Annotated in this window: 21 protein-coding genes; 11 read left to right on the top strand and 10 right to left on the bottom strand. The window is 61.0% G+C overall.

What is annotated here, in order from left to right; genetic code table 11:
- Nucleotides 1-58: 58 nt before the first annotated feature.
- The 4 genes from ABDX87_RS26030 to ABDX87_RS26015 all read left to right on the top strand — a co-directional run bounded on the left by ABDX87_RS26030 (nucleotide 59) and on the right by ABDX87_RS26015 (nucleotide 4,017).
- Nucleotides 59-1,012 carry a 2-hydroxyacid dehydrogenase gene (locus ABDX87_RS26030; protein WP_346830469.1) on the top strand — a complete coding sequence of 318 codons (954 nt, stop codon included), beginning with the start codon at nucleotides 59-61 and terminating at the stop codon, nucleotides 1,010-1,012.
- 148 nt (nucleotides 1,013-1,160) lie between these two features.
- The gene (locus ABDX87_RS26025) at nucleotides 1,161-1,808 is read left to right on the top strand and encodes an HAD family hydrolase (RefSeq protein ID WP_346830468.1); all 648 of its coding nucleotides are present in this window, start codon (nucleotides 1,161-1,163) and stop codon (nucleotides 1,806-1,808) included.
- Between the two features lie 122 nt (nucleotides 1,809-1,930).
- The gene (locus ABDX87_RS26020) at nucleotides 1,931-3,151 is read left to right on the top strand and encodes a putative DNA modification/repair radical SAM protein (protein ID WP_346830467.1); all 1,221 of its coding nucleotides are present in this window, start codon (nucleotides 1,931-1,933) and stop codon (nucleotides 3,149-3,151) included.
- Nucleotides 3,148-4,017, top strand: coding sequence for a TIGR03915 family putative DNA repair protein (locus ABDX87_RS26015; RefSeq protein ID WP_346830466.1), 870 nt, complete (start codon nucleotides 3,148-3,150; stop codon nucleotides 4,015-4,017). The genes ABDX87_RS26020 and ABDX87_RS26015 overlap by 4 nt, the downstream gene beginning before the upstream one ends.
- A gap of 409 nt (nucleotides 4,018-4,426) precedes the next feature.
- Here the strand turns inward: ABDX87_RS26015 and ABDX87_RS26010 are convergent, their stop codons facing one another.
- Complete coding sequence (locus ABDX87_RS26010; RefSeq protein WP_346830465.1) at nucleotides 4,427-5,467, bottom strand: alpha/beta hydrolase family protein; 1,041 nt, start codon at nucleotides 5,465-5,467, stop codon at nucleotides 4,427-4,429.
- Nucleotides 5,468-5,887: 420 nt separating this feature from the next.
- Nucleotides 5,888-6,493 carry an FMN-dependent NADH-azoreductase gene (locus tag ABDX87_RS26005; protein WP_346830464.1) on the bottom strand — a complete coding sequence of 202 codons (606 nt, stop codon included), beginning with the start codon at nucleotides 6,491-6,493 and terminating at the stop codon, nucleotides 5,888-5,890.
- A 128-nt stretch (nucleotides 6,494-6,621) separates the two neighbouring features.
- Between ABDX87_RS26005 and ABDX87_RS26000 the strand changes: the two genes are divergently transcribed.
- Nucleotides 6,622-7,530: a LysR substrate-binding domain-containing protein gene (locus ABDX87_RS26000; RefSeq protein WP_346830463.1), complete on the top strand. Its 909-nt coding sequence runs from the start codon at nucleotides 6,622-6,624 to the stop codon at nucleotides 7,528-7,530.
- Between the two features lie 10 nt (nucleotides 7,531-7,540).
- Here ABDX87_RS26000 and ABDX87_RS25995 read toward each other — a convergent pair whose 3' ends face one another.
- Nucleotides 7,541-8,638, bottom strand: coding sequence for a hypothetical protein (locus ABDX87_RS25995; protein ID WP_346830462.1), 1,098 nt, complete (start codon nucleotides 8,636-8,638; stop codon nucleotides 7,541-7,543).
- Nucleotides 8,639-8,848: 210 nt separating this feature from the next.
- Here ABDX87_RS25995 and ABDX87_RS25990 point away from each other — a divergent pair, with 210 nt between their 5' ends.
- Nucleotides 8,849-9,193, top strand: a complete 345-nt coding sequence (locus tag ABDX87_RS25990) for an MmcQ/YjbR family DNA-binding protein (RefSeq protein WP_346830461.1) — start codon at nucleotides 8,849-8,851, stop codon at nucleotides 9,191-9,193.
- Nucleotides 9,194-9,213: 20 nt separating this feature from the next.
- Here ABDX87_RS25990 and ABDX87_RS25985 read toward each other — a convergent pair whose 3' ends face one another.
- Together ABDX87_RS25985 and ABDX87_RS25980 are read right to left on the bottom strand one after the other, a co-directional pair.
- On the bottom strand, nucleotides 9,214-9,648 hold the full coding sequence (locus ABDX87_RS25985; protein ID WP_346830460.1) for a DUF1294 domain-containing protein: 435 nt from the start codon (nucleotides 9,646-9,648) through the stop codon (nucleotides 9,214-9,216).
- A 4-nt stretch (nucleotides 9,649-9,652) separates the two neighbouring features.
- Nucleotides 9,653-10,483, bottom strand: coding sequence for an undecaprenyl-diphosphate phosphatase (locus tag ABDX87_RS25980; protein WP_346833617.1), 831 nt, complete (start codon nucleotides 10,481-10,483; stop codon nucleotides 9,653-9,655).
- Between the two features lie 334 nt (nucleotides 10,484-10,817).
- Between ABDX87_RS25980 and pnuC the strand changes: the two genes are divergently transcribed.
- Nucleotides 10,818-11,381 carry a nicotinamide riboside transporter PnuC gene (gene pnuC / locus ABDX87_RS25975; RefSeq protein ID WP_346830459.1) on the top strand — a complete coding sequence of 188 codons (564 nt, stop codon included), beginning with the start codon at nucleotides 10,818-10,820 and terminating at the stop codon, nucleotides 11,379-11,381.
- Nucleotides 11,382-11,389: 8 nt separating this feature from the next.
- On the top strand, nucleotides 11,390-11,932 hold the full coding sequence (locus ABDX87_RS25970; protein ID WP_346830458.1) for an AAA family ATPase: 543 nt from the start codon (nucleotides 11,390-11,392) through the stop codon (nucleotides 11,930-11,932).
- 26 nt (nucleotides 11,933-11,958) lie between these two features.
- Here the strand turns inward: ABDX87_RS25970 and ABDX87_RS25965 are convergent, their stop codons facing one another.
- A complete protein-coding gene (locus tag ABDX87_RS25965) occupies nucleotides 11,959-13,278 on the bottom strand; it encodes a sigma-54 dependent transcriptional regulator (protein WP_346830457.1) in 1,320 nt (439 codons plus the stop codon).
- 389 nt (nucleotides 13,279-13,667) lie between these two features.
- On the opposite strand from ABDX87_RS25965, the gene ABDX87_RS25960 reads away from it, so the two are divergent.
- From ABDX87_RS25960 to ABDX87_RS25950, 3 genes are all read left to right on the top strand, one after another.
- A complete protein-coding gene (locus ABDX87_RS25960) occupies nucleotides 13,668-13,934 on the top strand; it encodes a hypothetical protein (protein ID WP_346830456.1) in 267 nt (88 codons plus the stop codon).
- A 169-nt stretch (nucleotides 13,935-14,103) separates the two neighbouring features.
- Nucleotides 14,104-15,093 carry a zinc-dependent alcohol dehydrogenase family protein gene (locus ABDX87_RS25955; protein ID WP_346830455.1) on the top strand — a complete coding sequence of 330 codons (990 nt, stop codon included), beginning with the start codon at nucleotides 14,104-14,106 and terminating at the stop codon, nucleotides 15,091-15,093.
- 121 nt (nucleotides 15,094-15,214) lie between these two features.
- Nucleotides 15,215-16,459 carry an MFS transporter gene (locus tag ABDX87_RS25950; protein WP_346830454.1) on the top strand — a complete coding sequence of 415 codons (1,245 nt, stop codon included), beginning with the start codon at nucleotides 15,215-15,217 and terminating at the stop codon, nucleotides 16,457-16,459.
- A 4-nt stretch (nucleotides 16,460-16,463) separates the two neighbouring features.
- On the opposite strand, the gene ABDX87_RS25945 is transcribed toward ABDX87_RS25950, so the two are convergent.
- From ABDX87_RS25945 to cobW, 4 genes are all read right to left on the bottom strand, one after another.
- Entirely contained in the window at nucleotides 16,464-17,021 is a 558-nt protein-coding gene (locus ABDX87_RS25945) for a vWA domain-containing protein (protein ID WP_346833616.1), read from the bottom strand.
- 101 nt (nucleotides 17,022-17,122) lie between these two features.
- Nucleotides 17,123-18,133, bottom strand: a complete 1,011-nt coding sequence (locus ABDX87_RS25940) for an ATP-binding protein (protein ID WP_346830453.1) — start codon at nucleotides 18,131-18,133, stop codon at nucleotides 17,123-17,125.
- A 259-nt stretch (nucleotides 18,134-18,392) separates the two neighbouring features.
- Nucleotides 18,393-22,157 (bottom strand): cobaltochelatase subunit CobN, encoded by a 3,765-nt coding sequence (gene cobN, locus ABDX87_RS25935; protein ID WP_346830452.1) that lies wholly within the window; start codon nucleotides 22,155-22,157, stop codon nucleotides 18,393-18,395.
- Between the two features lie 3 nt (nucleotides 22,158-22,160).
- Entirely contained in the window at nucleotides 22,161-23,240 is a 1,080-nt protein-coding gene (gene cobW, locus ABDX87_RS25930) for a cobalamin biosynthesis protein CobW (RefSeq protein WP_346830451.1), read from the bottom strand.
- Nucleotides 23,241-23,334: the final 94 nt, after the last annotated feature.

The following is a 23,334-nucleotide window of genomic DNA, read 5'->3' as shown; positions in this document are numbered from 1 at the left end:
AGCTGTGTACAGAAAGGCGTGGCCTCGACTGATCGACGCCGCGCCGCAAGGAGGAAACATGAGCGACAAGAAAGCCGACGTACTGGTCTGGGGGCCGATGCATGCGGCGTTGACGCAGAACCTGGACCGCGATTTCACCGTCCACAATCGCTGGGAAATAAAGGACCTCGACGCCTGGGCCGCCGAGCACGGCGACAAGGTCCGCGGCGTGATCACCAGCGGCGTATACGGCACCGACAACGCCCTGCTGGACCGTTTGCCGAACCTGCAAGTCGTCAACAGCTTCGGTGTCGGCTACGACGCCGTCGACACGGCCTACCTGGCCCGCCGTGGCATCCAGCTGAGCAATACGCCCGACGTGCTGAATAACGCCGTTGCCGAAACGGCCATGGCCCTGATGCTGTGCGTTTCGCGGCGCATCAGCCAGGCCGAACGTTTCGTGCGCGCGGGCCAGTGGCCCACGGGTAAATTTCCGTTGGGCAACGACCTGTGCGGCAAAACCTGCGGCATCGTCGGCCTGGGCAAGATCGGCAAGACCATCGCCAAACGGGCAGCAGCGTTCGAGATGAACATTGCGTACTTCCGACGCGGCCAACCGTACGCTGATGTGTCTTACACCCACTATGCAGACTTGCAGGAACTGGCCCGGGCGTCGGACTACCTGATCGTCATCGTGCCGGGCGGTCCCGACACCCAGCATCTGATCAACCGTGACGTGCTCAAGGCCCTGGGGCCGAAGTCATACCTGATCAACGTGGCACGCGGTTCGGTGGTCGACGAAAAAGCCCTGGTGGCGTCGTTGCTGGAATCGGAGATTGCCGGCGCGGGCCTCGACGTGTTTGAAGACGAGCCGAATGTGCCTGCCGAACTGATGTCGCTGGACAGCGTGGTGCTGACGCCGCACATCGGCAGCGGCACCTACGAAACCCGGCAGGCGATGGCCGATCTGGTGTTCGCCAACGTCAGCGCGTACTTCGCCGACGGTTCACTCGTCACCCCCGTTCAGCTTTAATCTGCGCGTCATCGGCGTGCCGGACGACCTCCTCGTTCGGCGCGCTTACCCCGACCGTAGGTCAGTCTTCACATCCCTTTCTCAACTTTTCTGGATAATGCCGGTCGAACCGCCCCAAACACGATCACGCAACTCGGGAGAATCCTGTTTGAACATTGCCGGCGTCATTTTTGACTGCGACGGAACCCTGGTGGACAGCGAACGCCTCGCTGCCGGGCTTCTGCGCGACATACTGGAAGAACATCAGGTTTCGTTGAGCCTCGAACACGTACTGGAGCGCTTTCGCGGTGTGCAGTTCGCACTGTGCATGGAAGGGTTGTGCCGCGATTACCCGTGGCTGCCGAACATCGAAATCGTCAACACTTTCAGAGCGCGCACCCTGCCCTTGCTGCAGGAACGCCTTGAAGAAATGCCGGGCGCCGTGGAATTTGTCCGAGGGCTGTCACTGCCCAAATGCGTGGCGTCCAACGGGCCGCGCAGCAAAATCGAAACCTGCCTGAGCACCGTGGGCCTGCTGGACGTCTTCCACGGATTGATTGTCAGCGCCTACGAAGTGGACGCCTGGAAGCCCTCTCCGATCCTCATCGAACACGCCGCCGACTTGCTCGGCCTGAAGCCCGAAGAGTGCCTGCTGGTCGAAGACAGCGTGCCGGGTGTTCAGGCAGGTCTAGGTGCCGGTGCGCAGGTGGCCGGTTATGGCCATGACACTGATTTCTCTGAATTCCTGAACCACACCAACTTTCACCGGGTGAAGAATTTCGGCGAACTCAAGGATCTGGTCCAGCGCATCAGCTAAGCGCGAGACAGGATGGGTTATCCCTTGCACGGGTGTAACCCGCGACGCTTATCCATTCATTCAGGCCTTGTCCATTACGCAACATCTCGATACTGTACATAAAAACAGTATCGAGAATTCCCATGCAGCTGATCGACAAGCTGAGCATCCTCGCTGATGCGGCCAAGTACGACGCTTCCTGCGCCAGCAGTGCCGCACCCAAGCGCAGTTCCGAGGGCAAGTCCGGCATCGGCTCTACCAACGGCATGGGCATTTGCCACAGCTATACCCCCGACGGTCGCTGCGTCTCGCTGCTGAAGATCCTGCTCACCAACTTCTGCCTGTACGACTGCCAATACTGCATCAATCGCCGCTCCAGCGACGTCCCCCGTGCACGATTCACCCCGGAAGAAGTCGTGACGCTGACCCTGGACTTCTATCGTCGCAACTGCGTCAGCGGCCTGTTCCTGAGCTCCGGCATCATCCGCTCGGCGGACTACACCATGGAGCAACTGGTGAGGGTGGCGAAGCTGCTGCGCGAGGAACACGAATTCCGCGGCTACATTCACCTCAAGACCATTCCCGAAGCCGACCCTGCACTCATCGAAGAAGCCGGGCGTTATGCCGATCGCCTGAGCGTCAACATTGAACTGCCGACCCAACTCGGTCTGCAAACCCTGGCGCCGGAAAAGGAAATGGGCTCGATCAAGCAGGCGATGCAGACCATCTACACCGGGCAGCAGACCGTGCTGAACGAGCCGAAAGCGCCGCGTTTCACCCCCGCTGGGCAAAGCACCCAGATGATCGTCGGCGCCGATGAAACGGACGACAGCACGCTGCTGCACACCGCCGAATCCCTTTATGGCGACTTCCGTCTCAAGCGGGTGTATTACTCGGCGTTCAGCCCGATTCCCAACAGCCCGAAGAGCGTGCCGCTGGCTGCACCGCCGCTGTTACGCGAGCACCGGCTGTACCAGGCCGACTTCCTGCTGCGCAGTTATGGCTACAACGCCAAGGAACTGCTGGACGGCCCCGGGCATCTGGCGCTGGACATCGACCCGAAACTGGCTTGGGCGCTCGAACACCGGGATGTCTTTCCCCTCGACCTGAACCGCGCCGAGCCCGCCATGATCGCCCGAATCCCTGGCATCGGTATTCGCACGACCAAGCGACTGGTCGAACTGCGGCGTCAGCGTCGCATCCGGTACGAGGACCTGACGCGCTTGCGCTGCGTGTTGGCGAAAGCCAGGCCGTTCATCATCACCAGCGATTACCACCCGCGCCAGGCAGACACGTCCAGCATCGCGTTGCGTGAGCAATTGCGTAACCGCCCGCAACCTCAGCAAATGGCGCTGTGGGCATGATCATTCTTGATTGCGACGACCTGTTCGACACCTGGCGCCAGCAAGCCCGCTGGCTGTTGAGTCATCAGATCGACCCGGATCAAGTGAGCTGGAGCGTGAAGGAAGACGCCGACCTGTTCGCCAGCGACGACCACTACCCGCCACACAACGGACCGTTCCAGGCAAGAGTCCCGCTCGAGCTGCTGGAGTTGCTGCAAAACGCCGCGCAGTATTGCGGTGATCAGCGCTGGAGTCTGCTGTATGAAGTGTTGTGGCGAGTGAGTCATGGCGACCGGACGGCCATGCTGGCGGGCGACAAACTGGGCAGCGAAGTGCACCGTCGGCTCAAACAAGTCAGTCGCGAGGCCCATCACCTGCATGCCTTCCTGCGCTTTATCGCCTTGCCGCCCTGCAACGTTGGCAAAGACCTGGAGGTCAAGGCTGCGCTGCTGGAGACACAAAAGCTGCCCGAGTACGTGGCCTGGCATGAGCCTGCCCACGATATTCTGCACAGCGCCAGCCAGCACTTCGTCGGGCGAATGGGCAAACACCGCTGGATGATTGCGACGCCCAAGGATGGCGTGTTCTATGACGGCGAGCGCTTGATCCACAAGCGCCAGTGCCCCGCCGCATGGCAGTCACTGGCGCGCAACGCCGACGACCCTCACGGCGAATTGTGGCTGACCTATTACAGCCACATCTTTAACCCTGCACGGCTGAACCCCAAAGTCATGCAAGGCCACCTCCCGACGCGATTCTGGAAGAACCTCCCCGAAGGCCCCCTGATTCCTGCGCTGATCAGCGAAGCCCGTACCGGCAAACAGCGCGACGGCCAAGCCCGTCAAATCGCCGAACGGCGCGGGAAAGTGATTCGGTCGGGGCATTGATCGATCAGTCTCAAGAGGTTTTCCGTTCGGGCCTGTAGCGATCAGCACTCGGCCTGCGAGCAATTGGCGCAAAGCGCGCCGTGGCTTTTGATCTTCATACCGCAGCAGGCCAAACACCACAAAACGCGACTTGGGTGCAGGCCAAACGCAGACGGCGCGGAGTGGGTCGAGCGGCATGGATGCCGCGAGAGCGCCGTCAGGATAGGGATGTCCGTTCGGCGCGGGCCCACGGAGCGTCGTCGGAGTGCGGGTACCCGACGAAGTCGGGCCTAACCAGGAGCCAGGACACTTGGTGACTTGGTGTCTTTTCAAGTAACCCGCCGAAGGCGGAACAGTTTGTACGTTAGGACAAACCAAACTCTCAGCATCACTCCAGACAGTGGAAATGCACACTCTACATCAGCGGGACTTACTGACGATGCACCGCCGTCTGCATGCCAGCCGTACTGATCGGCGTGCCTAACGCGGTCCCAAAAAACCGCACCGCCTCGCTGCTCAGGTTACGGTGAATGTCTTCACGGTCGACGCCAATGGCATCAGTGCACAACACCGGCTGCGTGGCACGTTGTTCGTCATCGCATGGCGCCATGAAAACAAAGTGCCCGGCACCGGCCAGCAGTTTGAAATCCGACACCTCAGGCAGCTTGCGTGCCAGCGCCTCAGCGTTCTTGTCGATGGCCAGCAGTTCATCCCCGTCGCCGCTGTACAGCAGCACCGGCACATGAACGTCCGCCAGGGTATGGCGGCCAAACATCAAGCCCAGCGGCGCCATCAGCATCAGCGCACCAACGCGAGGGTCGGCTTGCGCGTGCAGATCGTCACGATCGGCCAGCAGTTCGCCCTGCGTCTTGCAGGCATCGCGGTCCTGAGGGCGTTGCGTGCAGTAATGACGCAAACGCTGCAGATCGGGCTGCGCGCCTGCCAGAATCAACGCCGTTTCCCCACCCGCCGAATAGCCGATCACGCCGACTCGTCGAGCACTGATGTACGGAGAAAGCATCGGATCGAGCAACGCCGCGCTGATGGCCTCTGAGATTTGCAGCGGTCGCCCGTACAGGTTGCTCAGGCTACCGAGGCGACTGTGATCGAGGTAGTTATCGCCGGGATGGAATACGGCGACCACGACAAAGCCCTTGCGAGCCAATGATGTCGCCAGGTCGTGCTGCGCCAGCGGTGTACCGGTGTTGCCATGGGACAGCATCAGCAGCGGAAAGCGCCCCATGGCGATTTTGGCGTCTTCGGTCGCCTCGATGGGATAACCCTGGACGCGGGTGACCTTTTCTTCGTCGGTCGAGGGATAAAAAGCGTAGGCGTGCATAGGCCGTGAATCCAGCGGATCAAGGAACGTCAGCTCGTGAAAGCCTACGCTCCAGGTCTCCAGCTCACTGGCCTGCACCGAAAGCAGGCTACCGAACAGGCTAATTACCATCACTGCACAAAGACGCATCATTGCAATGCCCCTCACCTTATCAATCCGCGCTTTCCAATTCAGACGCCTGTGGCCTGAGGTCCTTGTAAAACGCTGTCTGTAGCCATCTGACACATCAGTATCGATAACATTCAGAAAGGTTCTTAGATCAATAGTGCACAAGGCGGGCCAAGCTCAGAAAATTAAAGGGCGTTGGCCGAATCAAAGAAAGCAGTGGCCGAATCTGCGGCAATTTTACTGCGATACGCAAAAGCTTACGCGCAAAGAAATCGCAAAGGCTGTCGCCTGGCTGAACGCGGTGCTTTAACCCGCGCGAAAACGAAAAAAGCCCCTTCACCTGTCGGCGTGGGGCCTTGGGCGATGGGGCTTTTAGCTCGTTCGAAGAGCGCGTGCTGCGGGTTGCGAAGAGCGCTTACCGCTTATTAGCGCTCACATCGGCAATCAGGCGAACAGCGTTTCTTCGATGTGTTTCTGTGCAGCGGTCATGGCATTGGCGCGCGGCTCGTCACCGTAGGCCAGGCCGTGGGCGAACACGAACTGCAGGTCGGTCACGCCGATGAAACCGAACAGCACTTTGAGCAGGTCTTCGTGACCGACGCTGGTCGGCTGACCTTGATGCAAACCGCCTGCGGTGGAAACGATCACGACTTTCTTGCCTTTGCACAGACCTTCCGGACCGGTTTCGGTGTAACGGAACGTGCGACCGGCAACGGTGATACGGTCGATCCATGCCTTCAGTTGGCTAGGAATGGTGAAGTTGTACATTGGTGCGCCGATGACTACAACGTCGGACGACAGGAATTCTTCCAACGTGGCTTCGTTGGTTTCCACTTCCAGCTTCTGTGCCGCGTCACGGCCTTCGGCTGGCGTACCGGCTGCAGCCAGGGTAGCGCCGGAGAAGTGGCTCAGCGCATCGTTGGCCAGGTCGCGGTAAACCACTTGGGTGTCCGGTTGTGTGGCGGTGAACGACTGAACGACGCTGCGGCTCAGTTGGCGCGAAGCGGAGTGATCGCCAAGGATGCTGGAATCGATGTGCAAAAGTTTCATAACGTGCTTCCCAAGTGAGAATCGCCGCTTGGCGATCAAGTGGCGATAATCCTACCCCGGAAGCGAATGGCTGATTAGTCGGCAAAAATGCGATAGTTTGTCCCATCAGCAGGACAATCGAGAACAAGATGCAAGACCTCAACGATCTTTACTATTTCGCCAAAGTGGTGGAGTGCGGCGGCTTCGCGGCTGCCGGGCGCGCGCTGGGCATTCCCAAGTCACGGCTGTCACGGCGGATCGCTGAACTGGAGACACGGCTCAATGCCAGCCTTCTGCAGCGGACCACGCGCAAACTGGCGCTCACCGCCGTCGGCGAGCGCTACCTGCAGCACTGCCAGGCGATGCTGCTGGAAGCCGAGATGGCGGATGAGGCCGTCGCCACGCTTTCGGCCGAACCCCGAGGTCGCCTGCGCGTGTCGTGTCCGGTCGGCATGACGCACTGGAACCTGAGCGGCGTGGTCTCGGAATTTCTGGCCCATTACCCGCAGGTTCAGCTTGAGCTGTTGCTGGTGAATCGTCGGGTCGACCTTGTCAATGAAGGCATCGATGTTGCGCTGCGTGTGCGCGACGTCGGCGACGAAGACCCGAGCCTGATCGTTCGTCACCTGGCCCCGGCTAAGGCGGTGCTGGTCGCGTCTCCCGCATTGATGGCCGACAAACACATCCACACACCGGACGACCTGTATCAGTTACCGGTGCTCGGCGCGATAGAGGCTGATCGCAAGGTGCACTACCAATTGGTGCACCAGGACGGCCGACGCCAGGAAGTGATCCTTGAGCCACGCCTGGCCATCGACGACTTCCCGATCCGCAAGGCTGCCGCTTTAGCCGGACTGGGCATGACGATGCTGCCCATGATGAACTGCCATGATGCGCTCTCGGACGGGACCCTGGTGCGCTTGCTGCCGGACTGGTCGATGCCGAGCGGCAATCTTCAAGCCGCCTACACCCAGCGGCGTGGCACGCTGCCGGCGGTGCGTGCATGGATCGACCACGTCGCGGCGGAGTTCACCGCCCACTCGGTAGGCGGCGTGTAAAACGACCCGATCATTTTGCCTGTTGCGTCGTGCCCAACGGCGGCGCACCGGTGAAGTGCCTGTACAACACGACTGGCCTGAGCATCAGCGCTCGCCGGCGATCGTAGGCACTGGGTGCGCACTTGGCGTACTCGTCCAGTTCTCTCTGTACCCGCGCATTCACGTCCAGCGCAGGCGCGAGCACCGCTTTGTCGGCGCACGCTGGCAGTGAGTTGCGGATGCGCACGTTGATCAGCAACTCTTCAGTAGCCCCCTCCCCTGGCGGAACGCGGGCAAGGCTCTTGTCCCAGTATTTCTCCAGCCAAAACCGGAACACCCAGCGCTGTCCCTCCTTGGTCCGCAACGCCGCGCGTATCCAGGTGCGGAAGGTCTGCCAATCAAGGGAGGTCAGGGAAGGATTCTTGTATTTCTGGCAGTAGCCAACGTTGTGCGAGTTCTTGAAATGCTTGAATACCGCCCCGTCCAGATCCACATCGATCGCCAGCGGCGCACATTCGCCTGCCGCGCGTAACTGACCGTAGACACCGCCTTGCGTGGCGGGATAAAGCGAAGGGACGGTCAGACGCGTGAAAGCGGCCCGGTGATCATCCGGAACAAGGCCCGCTTCCAGCACGTACCGCATGAAGGCGAGCAGGTCACCCTGATCGAGGTGGGCGATACCCACGCCCCCGACCCCGTAGCTCATCAAATGCTTGCCCGTGTTGTGGCTGGTCTGCGCCTTCCAGTCGTTCTGCGCCGGATCTTGGGGCAAGCCGTCAGGATCATCGATCCCCCATTGTGCAACGCTAAGGGTCAGGGCCAGCAAGCCAAGACCCGACTGCGCGCTTCGTTCCTGGGGTTTGTCTCGATAATCGAGGATCACTGACTTCACGAAATCGGTCTTGAGTGTCTCCCCTTGAGTGTTGTCATCCGCTGACGGGGACCAACCGCCACGCTCCAGAATGGAGTCGATGAGGGTGTCAGGCAGAGTCGATTCGGCGGCGCTGGCCTGAGGAAAAAAGCGGTCTATGTGTCCACCGCTCCAGCGCAACCCCAGCGTCGCACTGGCTGCGCCGGGCACGCAGATCGCCGCGCCGCCGAGGAGAATCTCGCGTCGTGTAAGAGGCATTGCTTCTCTCCAGAATTCTCGCCGTGTGGCGCCCCCTACAACCGACTTCAGTTGGCACTCATGTATATAGCAAAAGCATTCAGGCAAAAAACAGGGCTTGATCGAAACGCTCGAACAAGCCCCTTCTTACCTCCTCGCTGGCAGGCATTCGCTCGCCGATTCTGATAAAACGTGGACCCGGAATCCCGCTTCCCTCAACAGGAGAACCCAATGGACACCGAAGACGTCGCTGCCTTTTGCCTCAGCCTCCCGGGCGCTCGAGAAGATTACAAATGGGGCGGCGTGCGCGTCTTTTCCATCGCAGAAACCAAGATGTTTGCGGTCATGGGACTGGCGGGCAATGACCTTGCGTTCAAAGTCGGCCCGGACCTGTTTCTGGGTTATGTCGACCGGCCCGGCATCCGACCGGCGCCCTATCTGGCGCGCGCCTACTGGATCACCCTTGCCCACCCCTACGCGATGGCCAGGGACGAGTTATGTGACCTCCTGACCCGCTCGCACCAGTTGGTGGTGAGCAAACTGCCCAAACATCGACAAGTTGCCCTGAAGCTCTAGCGCCTCAGGCGCAGCGAGCATCAGAAAAAATGCCGGGCGAAAAAATTCCCGCCCAACAGCACACGATCGATCCAGAACAGTTCATGCAACAGAACCACCAGCCAGAACACGCCCTGGTATGACACCTTGCGGGTCTTGTGCCGAAAAACCTGTTGCGCCACCAGCGCCCCCGGCCAGCCACCCAGCAACTCCGCTGCATGCAAGAGCTTCTCGGGCGTGCGCTGACCCTGGGTGCGTGCCCGCTTTTTGTCATGACCATACAGTGCGAACGCGATCACGCTCATCACCGGGTAGATCGCCGCTGCCAACCAGCTGCCACCGTGCAACCCGATCGACAGCACCCCATACGCTGGCAAGGCGCAGAGCAACACCAGTACCGACAGTTTGAACTTGAGCCAGCGCACGGAGGTTTTCTCGGCACGCTTTCCAGCATTCGGTTGGACGCGAGGATTCATCACGTCACGGCTGCGCATTGGACCAGTCGACCCAGCCGAACGCCCAGGTCGCCAGAATCAACAGCCCGAAGGCGATCCGGTACCAGGCGAACACCGCATAACTGTGCGTCGCAATGAATTTGAGCAAGGCTCGCACGGCGATCATCGCGAAGATGAACGACGTAATGAAGCCAACCGCGAACACCGCGAAGTCATCGGGCTGGAACAGATGACGGTACTTGTAACCCGAATAAAGCGACGCGGCGATCATCGTCGGCATCGCCAGAAAGAACGAGAACTCGGTGGCTGTCTTGCGAGACAACCCAAACAGCAGCCCGCCGATAATGGTCGAGCCCGAGCGCGAGGTGCCAGGGATCATCGCCAGGCACTGGGCAAAACCCACTTTAAGCGCATCGGCCCAGGTCATCTCGTCCACGGACTCGGCGTGAACTTCGTGCTGGCGGCGCTCGGCCCACAACATGATGAAACCGCCGATGACCAATGCGGCCGCTACGGTGATCGGGTTGAACAGGTATTGGTGGATGAGGTCGGAAAACATCACGCCGAGCACAACGGCCGGAAGCACGCCGATGATCAGGTTAAGGGTGAAACGACGCGCCTGCGGCTGCGTCGGAAGGCCGGTGACGACGTCGGCAATCTTGCGCCGGAACTCCCACATCACCGCCAGGATCGCCCCCAGCTGAATGATGATGTTGAACGCCATTGCCCTCTCGCCGCCAAAGCCGATCAAGTCGGCCACAATGATCTGGTGGCCGGTGCTGGAGATCGGCAAGAACTCCGTCAATCCTTCTACAACCCCAAGTATCAACGCCTGTGCGGCGGTCCAAAGATCCATCATTCCCCCAGAATGGAGCCTGCTCGTGGCGAAGCTCTCTTGATATGTTTTGAGCACTGTTCAGCGCACGTTAAACGGTCCGATGTAAAAACCGCATGAACAGTCAAGACTGCGGGCTCAAGCACGCGAGCGCCGCGATCCTATCAGACCTGCGCGGCGAACGCTCTAGCATGGATATTGGCGCGCAGCCCTTGACGCAAGGGCGGTTCGGTGATGTTTTTTCCTATGAGCCATGCACAAGCACGTCCCTTTGACTCGGCACGCCACAAGGGTTCACAAACGGCTTACAATCGTCGGCCTTTTTCCTCCGTTTCCCCTTTCCATAGGAGTCTTCATGTCCGGGCTTGAACTGTTCGCCGCTGCACTCGGTGTCATTGCCGTCTGGCTGACAGTCAAACAGAACCCGTGGTGCTGGCCGATCGGACTGGTCATGGTGTTGCTCTACACCTGGATCTTTTTCGACGTGAAGCTTTATTCGGACATGCTGCTGCAGGTTGTCTACGCCGTGTTGCAATTGTATGGCTGGTGGCAGTGGACACGGCGCGGCGAGGTTGTCGACGGCCGCCGCGTGACGTCCTTGAGCGGCGGCGCCCTGACATCAAGTCTGGCCGCAGGCGCCGCGGTGAGTCTGGTATTGGGCGCGGCCATGGCGCACTTCACCGACGCCGCGCAGCCTTGGCTGGATGCGGCACTGACCGGCTTCAGCCTCGTCGCCCAAGTGTGGATGGCGCAGAAACGCGTGCAATGCTGGCCGCTGTGGATCGTGCTCGATGTCATTTTTGTCGGGCTGTTCCTTTATAAAGCGCTCTACCTGACGGCGGCCCTGTACGCGTTATTCACGTTGCTGGCCGTGCAGGGATGGCGTGACTGGCGCGCCGATCCCGCGCTCGCACGCTGAAGTCCGGCATGCACGTTCTGGTATTGGCAGGGCCTGAGTCGAGCGGCAAAAGCTGGCTGGCCGAACACCTTCAGCAGCGCTTTGGCGGCGAGTTGGTCAGTGAGTACGTGCGCCAGTTCATCGAGCAGGACCAGCGTGACACCTGTTATGCGGACATTCCGGTCATCGCTCGCGGACAGTTGGCACGGGAAGACGAAGCACGATCACGGGCCCCGGAGCTGCTGATCCTCGACACCCATCTGCTGAGCAATATCCTGTGGAGTCGGACGTTGTTCGGAAACTGCCCGCCTTGGCTTGAACAGGAACTGCTGACCCGGCGCTACGATCTGCACCTGCTGCTCTCGCCCGACGGCGTCGAATGGGTGAGCGACGGTCAGCGCTGCCAGCCTCTGCTCAGCGAGCGTCAGGCATTCTTCAACGCCAGTCGAGAGTGGCTCCACCGACATGGGCAACGTTACGAAGTGATCGAAGGCAGTTGGAGCTACCGCATGGAACGAGCGGTTGAAGCGGTGGAAGAACTATTGGGGTGCAGTCCGCAGACCCGTGTTTGACCCTGGACCTGCGGGCGTTAGCTCGCTCATCGAATCTGATGTTTGTGCAGCAACCGGTAAAACGTTGGACGCGAAATCCCCAGCACCTTGGCCGCCACGCTGAGGTTGTCGCTGTGACGCGTGAGCACGTCACACAGGGCCTGGCGTTCGGCTCGGCATTTATACTCATCCAGCGTGCCCATGCTCGAACTGATTTCTTCCTCGCCCAGCAAGCCCAGGTCAAACGCCTCGATCTGCCTGCCCTCGGCCAGCACCAGCCCACGACGCACGCGATTCTCCAGTTCACGCACGTTCCCCGGCCAGTCGTGTTTGCCCATGGCAACCAACGCATCCTGGCTGAAGTTTCGGGGCCGCCGACCGGTTTCCTGACTGTAGAAATGCGCGAAATGATTGGCCAGCAACGCCAGATCACCATGCCGCTCGCGCAATGGAGCGGTACCGACCTGCAGCACGTTCAACCGGTAATACAGGTCCTCACGGAAGCGTTTCTTGCGAATCGCCGCTTCCAGGTCAACATGGGTCGCGGCAAGGATGCGCACATCCACCGCCACGCGCTCACCGTTTATTTCGAGGTGTCGATCCTGCAGAAAGCGCAGCAGATTGGCCTGGACATCAAGCGGCAGGTCGCCAATTTCATCGAGGAACAGAGTTCCGCCGTTGGCCGCTTCAATGCGTCCGGTCTTTCGTTGCTGGCCGCCACTGAAACCGTCTTCTTCGTAGCCGAACAACTCGGCCTGCAACTGATGCTCACCCACCGCACTGCAATTGATTGACACGAATGGCTGGTTTCGACGCTGGGACTGCTGGTGCAGCGTGCGCGCTACCAGCTCCTTGCCTGTGCCGGTTTCGCCCCGAATCAACACCGGCGATTCAGTGGGTGCCAGCTTGGTCAGCAAACGGCGCAGCTCACGGATCGGGCGACTCTCTCCGAGCAATTCATGCTCCGGCCCGTTACCGTAACTGGCACCCTGCGCGCGTAACCGCGCCATGCCGTAGGCACGGCCAAGGGTGACTTGAACCCGGGCGACATCGAACGGAAGCGTATGGAAGTCGAAGAACCACTCGCAGACAAAATCGCCGATCAACTCGCGACGCAAGTCCTCGGCGGTCAGCACGGCAATCCATTCCGTGTTGCTGCGGGTGATCAGCTCCTTGATCAGCTGCGGCTGCTCGAAGTGCTGAGGCATCAAACGGATGAGTCCAACGTCACACGCGCGTGACGCTGCCGATTCGAGCGTGCAGCTGTCCACCTCCCAACCTGCGATGCGCAGCCCCGGAATCAAACGCAGACACTCTTCACACGGTTCGACAATTAACAGGCGGCGGATCGATGCCAGTTCATGCATATGAAATTCCTTGGCGCCAGGATTCAAATAATATTCCGGAGAAAAAACATTTTTAGAAACAGTGTCTTGGCGACCCTGGTGGTTACATTAGCAAATTTTTGACACGCGCTTGGACCGTTTAACTATAAGCCTAAGATCGAAACGTGCTTAAACCTGCCTAAAAGGCATTAAAGAGGTAATCACGCCATTGGATCAGTACTGAAACACCCGAATCGCGGTAAAAAAGCGCGGCCGATTCAATAAAAGAAGTGCGGCAAAGCGAAATAAACAGAAAAAAATCGAAATACGGTGTGACTTACCCCCCGGCGCAGGTCATCAGTACAAGTATCCAACCGAACGGGAAGCCCGCCGTCGGGGAATGAATTGATACGGGCACTTGAGGATTTTCCATGAACGCCCCTTTGCGCTTTAACGATGCCTTGCTGATCGCCGGTCACGCCTTCGAACCCTTCCAGTGCGTGGCCTGGGCCCCACAAGACGGTAACGGCGAACTGAGCCTGACCGTTATCGATCGCACCAGCACCCGAATCGGTCGCAAACAGATTCCAAGCAGCGCTTACTCCGATCCCAAGCAACTGGCGCAGGTTCTGGAACAGGCCCGTGCGGAAATCAGCGGTGAAGGTTACAGCCTCGAGCCTTGGACCATGCCGGCCTGATTGCCCGCTAAGACCCCGAACACTCATTGCAGAACTTTTGTCCTGAGTGTTCGGAGGTCTGGGCGATTTTTGCTGAACAGGATGTGCACTACTCTGGCGGTCAACAAGTAGATCCCCATCGAACGGTGAGTTTGAGCGGGTCACTTATCACCTTCAAGAGCACATCCTCATGCGAATCATCACGTTCGAGCGCTACGGCGCACCTGAAGTGTTGCAGTATCAAGAAGTGGGCGCGCAAGTCCCTTCTGACAACGAAGTTCTGATCCGCGTAAAGGCCATCGGCCTTAATCGCGCCGAATCCATGTGGCGCCACGGCGAATACGTCGAGCCTGTCAAATTGCCTGCCCGCCTGGGGTATGAAAGTGCCGGGATCGTTAGCGCGGTAGGCGCCAACGTGACCCACGTCAAACCCGGCGACGCGGTCAGCACTGTCCCATCGTTCTCCCTCAACGACTACGGCATGTACGGCGAAGAAGTCCTCGCCCCGGCGCACGCAGTGGTCAAACACCTGTCGACGCTGTCATTCGAAGAGGCAGTGTCCATCTGGAACCCCTATATAACGCCCTATGGCGCATTGATCGCGACCGGCCTGCTCACGCCGAGCGACACGGTCCTGATCAACGCAGCCTCCAGCAGCGTTGGGGTGGGCACCATCCAGATGGTCAACATGATGGGCGCGACCTCGGTGGCATTGACCCGCACCCGGGAAAAGCGTCAGCAATTGCTCGATGCCGGCGCGCAGTACGTGATCGCCACCGAAGAACAGGACCTGGTCGCCGAGGTGATGAGCATCACTGACGGTAAAGGCGCCTCGATCATCTTCGACCCCGTCGGCGGCGCACACTTCCCCAAACTGATCTCTGCGCTGACGCCGGGCGGTACGGTATTCATCTATGGAGCCCTCAGCACCGACGTGACGCCGCTGCCCATTCTGGACGTGATCGCGAAAAAACCGATCATTCGGGGTTACAACCTGTTCGAGATCACGACACACCCTGAGAGCCAGAAAAAGGCGGTGGAGTTTATTTCCCGGGGACTGGAGTCCGGTGCCTTGAAGCCTCTCATCGAGAAGACATTCAAGTTCGATGAAATGGTCCAGGCCCATCACTACCTGGAAAAGAGCCAGCACTTGGGTCGCATCGTGGTCGTCGTCGATTAAATCGCTGCGACCGACCGCATCAGCCGTCTTTCTCCACGCTCACTCAAGCGCCCTGCTGCCGATCACCGGCAGCAGCAACGCCTGTGTGCGGCCGTTTGAAACAACTTCCGAGGTCTCTTTCATGAATGACGCTCAATCAGGGTCAGCGGCAGAACTGTCTGCAGCTGACATGCCTAACCACGACGTAAAGGCTTCGAGCACGCGTCAGTGGATGTCTGTGTTTTCCGTGGCGCTTGGCGCTTTCGCTTTCGTCACGACTGAATACTTGCCAGTCGGTGTTTTGCCGCAGATCGCCAAGGAACTTGGTGTCACCGACGGCACGGCCGGATTGATGGTGACGATCCCCGGCATCGTGGCAGCGATCTCCGCGCCCGCCATGATGATCGGCGCGGGCCGGATCAATCGTCGCTCCTTGCTGATTCTGTTGGCCGTGCTGCTGGTGGCCTCCAACCTGATCAGCGCCATGGCGCCGAACCTGGTGAGCATGCTGCTGGGGCGCGGGCTGCTCGGCGTCGCGCTGGGCGGTTTCTGGGCCATCGCGATCGCTGCGGCCGGACGTCTGGTGACCCCTGACAAGGCCGCCAAAGCCACCGCCATCATCTTCGCCGGCATTACCTTCGCGACCGTACTTGGTGTGCCGTTTGGCACGTTCATCAGCACGCTGTTTTCCTGGCGCGCTTCGTTCCTGGCGACCGCAGCGCTGGCGTTGATTGCGCTGGCGGCGCAAACGCTGACGCTGCCTTCACTGCACGCCAATGAAAGCCTGAGCGTGAGGACCTTGCTGCGTTACGTCAGCAAGCACACCACGCAGCGCAGCATTCTGCTGATGGGGCTGATCATCGGCGCGCACTTTGCCTCTTATACCTACATCGCGCCGTTTCTGGTTCAACAGGCGGGCTTCAGCGCCGGGACCATCACCCTGACGCTCCTCGGTTTCGGCCTGGTCGGCATGCTCGCCAACTTCCTGGTGTCGGCCAGCGTCACCCGCCATTTGCAACTGTCGTTGGGCGCTGCCGTCGCGCTGATGGTCCTCTCGCTGGTTACGCTGCCATTCGTGGTCAGCAGCGGTCTGGGCGTGATCATGTCGGTGCTGGTCTGGGGCGTGGCCTATGGCGCTATCCCGTTGGCACTGAGCAGCTGGATGCAGCTCACCTCACCGCAGTTACCGGAAGCGAGCTCGGCGATGCTGGTCACCACCTTTCAGATCGCGATTGCGTCGGGCTCACTGGTCGGTGGGCTCATCGTCGATGGCTATGGCCTTGCACCGGCGTTGTTCTTTGGCGCCCTTCTGGGTGTGCTCGGCGTGCTGGTCATGGCCACCTTCGGCCTGGGGCATGATCGTCTGATCGAAAAACTGCAAGGCTGAGGCGTCAAGCGAGTTCATCGATGTGCCGGTAGTCAGCCCCCAGCTGACGCGCCATTTCAATCGCCCTGCCCAGCCGGATCGGGCCTAGCTCGATGTCGATCAGCAGGCTCGGGCAATCAAAGGCGATAAGCGCCGGCATGTCTTTGACTCGGCCATCGGTCAGGATCACCAACCGGTGGTCCTCGGCCGGGTAGCGCTTGTGACGCTTGTCCAGCCAGTCACTCGCCTGTCCGATCGCGTCAAATAGCGGCGTGCCACCGCCCGCACCCAAGGCATTCAGCCAAGGCTGCAACGACGGCCCGGCCTTCAGCCCCTGATGCTGCCAACGTGCGCGCGCGCCGCTGGCGGTGAGCAGCGCCAGCCGGGCGCGTTGCCGGTAGGCGTCATCGAACAACTGGGCCAGGAAGCCTTTGGTCTGACTCAGCGCCTGATGGCGTCGGGTAGACGCCGACGCATCGACGATCACCAGCCATAAGCTTTGCGGGCGACGGGTTCTGGGTTGCCGCACCAGATCGTGACGGGTTTTAGGGCGTCCTCGTAGCAAGGTGGGCAGCCAGGCGATGGCGCCGTCAACACCGGCACGTGCAGCGCCACTTTTACCACCGCTGAGTCTGCCGGGTCGAGGGCTGGCATCCGCCCCCGTCAAATCACGAGGGCGGATGCCTAGGGCTTTTTTGGCCAGCTCGGCACTTCGCGACGCGTACCGGTCGCCACAGGCTGCGCGGGCATTTCACCCCAGTGGCCTTCACCCTGTTCAGGGGGTTTTGGCGGCGATTGCGACGGGTTGTCCTGCGCAGCGGAGGTCGGGGACTGAGGTGCCTGAGGTTCGCGCCGCCGATGACGCAAGGCAAACTCGGCCACCGCATCAATATCGTCCTCGGTGATGGACGACGCGCCACGCCACGCCGCATGGGCCCGCGCCGCACGCAGCCACACCAGGTCCGCACGCAGGCCATCGACGCCTGCCGCAAAACACCGTTCGGTGATTGTTGCCAGGCTTGTATCGTCCAGTTCAATGCTCGCCAGCAGGCCGCGAGCGGTTTCGCAACGGGCCTTGAGGGCCTGCTGTTCGTGCGCCCATTGCTCGATGAATGCGTCGGGCGCCGCGTCGAAATCCAGCCGACGACGAATGATCTGTCCACGCTGCTGCGGCAGGGTCTGCCCGCTCAACGCGACGTTCAGCCCGAACCGGTCCAGCAACTGCGGGCGCAGTTCGCCCTCTTCCGGGTTCATTGTGCCGATCAGGACAAAACGCGCCGGGTGGCGATGGGAGATGCCGTCGCGCTCCACCAAGTTGATCCCACTGGCCGCGACGTCGAGCAGCAGGTCGACCAGATGATCCGGCAGCAGGTTGACCTCGTCGACATACAACACGCCGCCATCGGCCTTGGCCAGCACGCCCGGCGAGAAGCTCGCCCGGCCTTCGCCCAGCGCCGCATCGAGGTCCAGTGTGCCGACCAGACGCTCTTCGGTTGCGCCTAGGGGAAGCGTGACAAACTGCCCGCTCGCCAACAGATCCGCCAAACCGCGCGCCAGCGTCGACTTGGCCATGCCACGCGGCCCTTCGATCAATACGCCGCCGATTTTCGGATCGATGGCGGTCAGGCACAGCGCCAGCTTCAACTCATCGGCGCCGACCACGGCGGCGAGCGGGAAATGTGGGGTGTCGGTCATGTTCGAGCTCTATTTCGTACATCAAAAATAAGTATGACGCTGCCCGCTTCTGCCCGGAGGGCTTAGGAGCGTGGCTTGTCCCGCGATCTGCCGGAGCCCGGCAGCAAACCTGCCGAGCGCGATGCATCCAAAACGACTAAGGCGCTTAATTTTACTGCCGCTTCGCGCCAGATCGCGGGACAAGCCACGCTCCTACGGCCTTCGGCCAGCATCAAAAGCAGCCGTGCCAGTCGGGTCCCCCAGACGATTACCCGTCCACTCAGCTCTCTTCTATATCCAGCAACAGGTTTTCCAGCGCCTCGCGGTAGGCGCCAGGCGCCTCCCACAGTCCGCGTTGCTGCGCTTCAAGCATGCGTTCGGTCATGTCACGCAAGGCGTCCGGGTTGTGTTGCTGAATGAACTCGCGGGTCGACGGATCCAGCAGATAAGCATCGGCCAGCAACGCGTACTGGTGATCGTCGATCAGCTCGGTGGTGGCGTCGAAGGCGAACAGGAAATCCACCGTCGCCGCCATTTCAAACGCGCCCTTGTAGCCGTGACGCTTGACCCCTTCGATCCATTTCGGATTGGCCGCACGAGACCGCACCACCCGGTTCAGTTCTTCCTTGAGGGTGCGAATCTTCGGCAGATCGGGCTGGCTGTGATCGCCATGGTAGCTGGCGACCTTGTCGCCGCTCAGGCTCTCCACAGCGGCCAGCATGCCGCCCTGGAACTGGTAATAGTCGTTGGAATCGAGCAGGTCGTGCTCGCGGTTGTCCTGATTCTGCACCACGGCCTGCACCTGACTCAGGCGTTTGGCGAAATCGGCACGTGCCGGCGTGCCTTCATCGGCGGCGCCATAAGCGTATCCGCCCCAGTTCAGGTACACCTCGGCCAAGTCTTCCCGGGTCTGCCACAGGCGGCCGTCGATGGCGTTTTGCACGCCGGCACCGTAGGCACCGGGTTTAGCACCAAAGATCCGCCAGCCCGCCTGCTTCGCCGCCTGCTCATCGCTCAAGCCATCACGCTTGAGTTGCGCGCGCTCCTGGCGAACGCGTGCGGCCAACGGGTTCATGTCATCCGGCTCATCCAGCGCCGCCACGGCTTGCACCGCGGCATCGAACAGACGAATCAGGTTGGCGAATGCATCGCGGAAAAAGCCGGACACGCGAAGCGTCACGTCCACCCGAGGGCGGTCCAGCAAACTCAGCGGCAGAATCTCGAAGTCGTCGACCCGCTGGCTGCCGGTTGCCCACACCGGACGCACGCCCATCAACGCCATGGCCTGAGCGATGTCGTCACCGCCCGTGCGCATCGTCGCCGTCCCCCACACGGACAAGCCCAACTGGCGGAGATAGTCGCCCTGGTCCTGCAGGTGTCGCTCGAGCAACAGATTGGCCGACTGGAAGCCGATCCGCCACGCGGTCATGGTCGGCAGGTTGCGCACGTCCACGGAGAAAAAGTTGCGCCCGGTTGGCAGCACGTCCAGCCGCCCGCGACTGGGTGCGCCGCTCGGTCCGGCGGGCACAAATCGTCCGCTCAACGCATCCAGCAAACCCCGCATCTCAGCCGGTCCACAGGCGTCCAGACGAGGGGCCACCACCTCTTTTACCGCATTAACAACTTCCGCTAACTCATTGTTTTCAAGCGTATTAGTTGATTCACTGCCAACGACAATCTGCTCGATCAATCGGGCGGCGTACAGCTCCAGCCGCTCGCGCGTATCGCCGACCGTACGCCACGGATCGGTGCTCACTTCATGCAGTACATGAGGTTGTGGTCCGGTCCATGGCTCGCCGAGCACACAGTCCAACGGGTCGAAATCCAGGGCCATGGCCTTGCTCAAGGCGCGCAAGAGACTCGCCTGCGCACCACGACCATCACCACGGGGCACGCGCAGGATCGCCAGCAAGGTATCGATGCGCAGCCGTCCGCTGGGCGACTCGCCGAACACGTGCAAACCATCGCGAATCTGCGACTCCTTCAAGTCGCACAAATAAGTATCCAGCCGTGGCAACCAGACTGCCGCGTCGGCATCGCTGTCGAGGTGTTCTTCCAGGGCCAGTTCGCGATCAATGTGGGTTTCGCGGACCAGACGGAGAATGTCTTTCTGCAGCTCGCGTGCCCGTCGCGGGTCGAGCAACTGGGCTTCGTAATATTCGTCGGCGAGCAGTTCCAGATTGCGCAGCGGCCCATAGGTTTCTGCACGGGTCAGCGGCGGCATCAGGTGATCGATGATCACGGCCTGGGTACGTCGCTTGGCCTGAGCGCCCTCGCCCGGGTCATTGACGATGAACGGGTAGATGTTCGGCATGGCGCCCAGAATCGCGTCCGGCCAGCAGTGTTCTGACAGTCCGACGCCCTTACCGGGCAACCACTCCAGATTGCCGTGCTTGCCCACGTGAATCACGGCGTGCGCGCCGTAGCTTTTGCGCAGCCAGAAGTAGAACGCCAGATAGCCATGAGGCGGCACGAGATCCGGATCGTGGTACACCGCGCTGTGATCGAGGTTGTAACCCCGTGCCGGTTGAATGCCCACGAAGGTCATGCCGAAGCGCAGCCCGGCGATCATCATCCGGCCGTTGCGGCACATCGGATCCTGCGCGGGCTGGCCCCAACGCTCGATCACCGCTGTGCGATTGGCCTCGGGCAACCCTTGAAACGCGGCCAGATACTCGTCCATGGCCATGCTCTGATGGCAAGGCCGCTGATCGAGACCGTCCGGGTCGTTGGTCACGCCGCCGAGCAAGGCGTGAATCAAGGCCGTGCCACTGTCTGGCAGCCCTTCGACGGGATAGCCTTCGCGCTGCATCGCGGTGAGGATATTCAGCGCCGCTGCAGGCGTATCCAGCCCCACGCCGTTACCGATGCGGCCATCCCGGGTCGGGTAATTCGCCAGAATCAGCGCCACGCGCTTGTCAGCATTGGGGGTGCGTGCCAGCAACACCCAGCGCCGTGCCAGCTCGGCGACGAAGTCCATGCGCCCCGGTTGCGCGCGATAACAGACGACGTCGGACTGACTGCGCTCGCTGTACCAGGCCAGGCCCTTGAAGCTGATCGGACGGCTGATGATGCGTCCGTCCAGTTCCGGCAGCGCGATGTGCATCGCCAGATCACGGGAGCCAAGCCCCTGCTCACTGGCCTGCCAGGCCGGCTCGTTGTCCTGCGCGCAGATCGCCTGAATGACTGGAATATTGCGCCGGAACGGGCGCAAATGCGGCGCCTCCGGGCTCGACTGGGCAAAACCGGTGGTGTTGAGGATGACCTCGCACGCCGTCTCGTCCAGCCAGTCCTGCACGGCGGCCAGGCACGCCGGCTCTTTCAGGCTGGCGACGGCGATGGGTAACGGGTTCAAGCCTTGCGCCAACAACCGTTCGCAGAAGACATCAATGAAACCGGTGTTGGCCGCTTGCAGGTGCGAGCGATAGAACAGGACAGCCGCCACCGGATGACCCATACGCCAGTCGGCCTGCCACTCAGCAATACCGGCATGGGCCTTGGCCGGGTGATAAATCGCCGTGCGCGGCAGCGTCTGCGGTTCGGCCCAGGAATAATCGCGAGCCAGCCAACGACTGGCGATGCACCGGAACAGCTCCAGCGCATTCTGTTTGCCACCCTGGCGCAAGTAATGCCAGAGCCGGTCACGGTCTTCGGCAGGCTCGGTGCTCAGGTCACTGAGTTCCGGATCGGGACGATCGTCGCCCGGCACCAGAATCAGCTTCACACCCTTGGCTGCCAACTCCACCAGTCGTTCAACGCCGTAACGCCAGTAACCAATGCCGCCGTGCAAGGAAATGAGAATGACCTTGGCATGACGCAGCACTTCATCGACGTAAAGGTCCACCGACGCGTGGTTCTGCACCTGCATGGGGTTGGCCAGACGCAGGCTGGGGTAATCGTCCGTCAATTGCTGCGCGGTTTCCGCGAGCAATGCCAGCTGGGAATCGCCGCTGCACAGAATCACCAGCTCGGCGGGGGTCTGTCCAAGGTCAGCGATGCTGTCGTCGGGGACAAAGCCACCGGGCTGGGTGCGCAGCAGGTGCATGGCTTAGCCTTTGATCTCGGCCGCCGTGACGGCAGCGCGCAATTGGGACTCAAGCACGCCAGCGTCGAGTTCCTGGCCGATCAGCACCAGATGGGTCAGGCGCTCTTCGTCCGCTTTCCAGGCACGGTCGAAGTGCTTGTCGAAACGGGTGCCTACGCCCTGCACCAGCAAACGCATCGGTTTGCCGGGAATCGCGGCGAAACCTTTGACGCGCAGGATGCCGTGCTGGACAACCGCCTGGGTCAGGGCGTCGAGCAACAGTGCTTCGTCGGCTTGCGGCAGCGAGATGGAAATCGAGTCGAACGCGTCGTGGTCATGATCATCGTGGTCGTCGCCGTCGTGATGATCGTGGTGCGTTTTGCGGCCGTCGATGTGCAGCTCGGACTCGGCGCCCAGCCCCAGCAGGACGCTGATCGGCAACTGGCCCTTGCTGGCTTCGATGACTTTGACCGCAGGTGGCAACTCTTCGGCCACTTCAGCGCGCACAGCGGCCAATGCAGCAGCATCGAGCATGTCGGCCTTGTTGAGGATGACCAGGTCGGCGCTCGCCAGCTGGTCGGCGAACAGCTCGTGCAACGGGGACTCGTGGTCCAGGTTCGGATCGAGTTTGCGCTGTGCGTCGACCTGATCCGGGAATGCCGCGAACGTGCCGGCAACGACAGCCGGGCTGTCAACCACCGTGATGACGGCGTCAACGGTGCAGGCGTTGCGGATCTCAGGCCACTGGAAGGCTTGAACCAGCGGTTTCGGCAGAGCGAGGCCCGAGGTTTCGATGAGGATATGGTCCAGATCACCACGGCGGGCGACCAGCTCCTGCATCACCGGGAAAAACTCTTCCTGGACGGTGCAGCACAGGCAGCCGTTGGCCAGTTCATAGACGCGACCGTTGGCCTCTTCTTCGGTGCAGCCGATGGTGCATTGCTTGAGGATTTCGCCGTCAATGCCCAGCTCGCCGAATTCGTTGACGATCACCGCGATACGGCGCCCCTCGGCGTTATCGAGCATGTGGCGCAACAGGGTGGTTTTGCCCGAACCGAGAAAGCCGGTGACGATGGTGACGGGAAGTTTGGCCAGTGTTTTCATCGGATGCCCTATGGCGTTGCGGCGGGCAAACAGGACGAGAACCGCGCAGCCGTCGATGCCGACAGGCTCGCCATTCGATTCGCCACCGGATCAC

It is taken from the genome of Pseudomonas abietaniphila (assembly GCF_039697315.1).
GTDB classification, from domain to species: domain Bacteria; phylum Pseudomonadota; class Gammaproteobacteria; order Pseudomonadales; family Pseudomonadaceae; genus Aquipseudomonas; species Aquipseudomonas abietaniphila_B.
This window is presented reverse-complemented; position numbering and strand designations above follow the sequence as displayed.

Bases quoted from the DNA above. Each gene is read 5' to 3' on its own strand.
- ABDX87_RS25940 (WP_346830453.1), bottom strand. From the start codon at position 18,133: ATGACCGACACCCCACATTTCCCGCTCGCCGCCGTGGTCGGCGCCGAT.
- ABDX87_RS26020 (WP_346830467.1), top strand. From the start codon at position 1,931: ATGCAGCTGATCGACAAGCTGAGCATCCTCGCTGATGCGGCCAAGTAC.
- ABDX87_RS25980 (WP_346833617.1), bottom strand. From the start codon at position 10,483: ATGGATCTTTGGACCGCCGCACAGGCGTTGATACTTGGGGTTGTAGAA.
- ABDX87_RS25970 (WP_346830458.1), top strand. From the start codon at position 11,390: ATGCACGTTCTGGTATTGGCAGGGCCTGAGTCGAGCGGCAAAAGCTGG.
- ABDX87_RS26010 (WP_346830465.1), bottom strand. From the start codon at position 5,467: ATGATGCGTCTTTGTGCAGTGATGGTAATTAGCCTGTTCGGTAGCCTG.
- ABDX87_RS25960 (WP_346830456.1), top strand. From the start codon at position 13,668: ATGAACGCCCCTTTGCGCTTTAACGATGCCTTGCTGATCGCCGGTCAC.
- cobW (WP_346830451.1), bottom strand. From the start codon at position 23,240: ATGAAAACACTGGCCAAACTTCCCGTCACCATCGTCACCGGCTTTCTC.
- ABDX87_RS25950 (WP_346830454.1), top strand. From the start codon at position 15,215: ATGAATGACGCTCAATCAGGGTCAGCGGCAGAACTGTCTGCAGCTGAC.
- ABDX87_RS25985 (WP_346830460.1), bottom strand. From the start codon at position 9,648: ATGAATCCTCGCGTCCAACCGAATGCTGGAAAGCGTGCCGAGAAAACC.
- ABDX87_RS25990 (WP_346830461.1), top strand. From the start codon at position 8,849: ATGGACACCGAAGACGTCGCTGCCTTTTGCCTCAGCCTCCCGGGCGCT.
- ABDX87_RS26000 (WP_346830463.1), top strand. From the start codon at position 6,622: ATGCAAGACCTCAACGATCTTTACTATTTCGCCAAAGTGGTGGAGTGC.
- ABDX87_RS26015 (WP_346830466.1), top strand. From the start codon at position 3,148: ATGATCATTCTTGATTGCGACGACCTGTTCGACACCTGGCGCCAGCAA.
- cobN (WP_346830452.1), bottom strand. From the start codon at position 22,157: ATGCACCTGCTGCGCACCCAGCCCGGTGGCTTTGTCCCCGACGACAGC.
- ABDX87_RS25965 (WP_346830457.1), bottom strand. From the start codon at position 13,278: ATGCATGAACTGGCATCGATCCGCCGCCTGTTAATTGTCGAACCGTGT.
- ABDX87_RS26030 (WP_346830469.1), top strand. From the start codon at position 59: ATGAGCGACAAGAAAGCCGACGTACTGGTCTGGGGGCCGATGCATGCG.
- pnuC (WP_346830459.1), top strand. From the start codon at position 10,818: ATGTCCGGGCTTGAACTGTTCGCCGCTGCACTCGGTGTCATTGCCGTC.
- ABDX87_RS25995 (WP_346830462.1), bottom strand. From the start codon at position 8,638: ATGCCTCTTACACGACGCGAGATTCTCCTCGGCGGCGCGGCGATCTGC.
- ABDX87_RS25955 (WP_346830455.1), top strand. From the start codon at position 14,104: ATGCGAATCATCACGTTCGAGCGCTACGGCGCACCTGAAGTGTTGCAG.
- ABDX87_RS26005 (WP_346830464.1), bottom strand. From the start codon at position 6,493: ATGAAACTTTTGCACATCGATTCCAGCATCCTTGGCGATCACTCCGCT.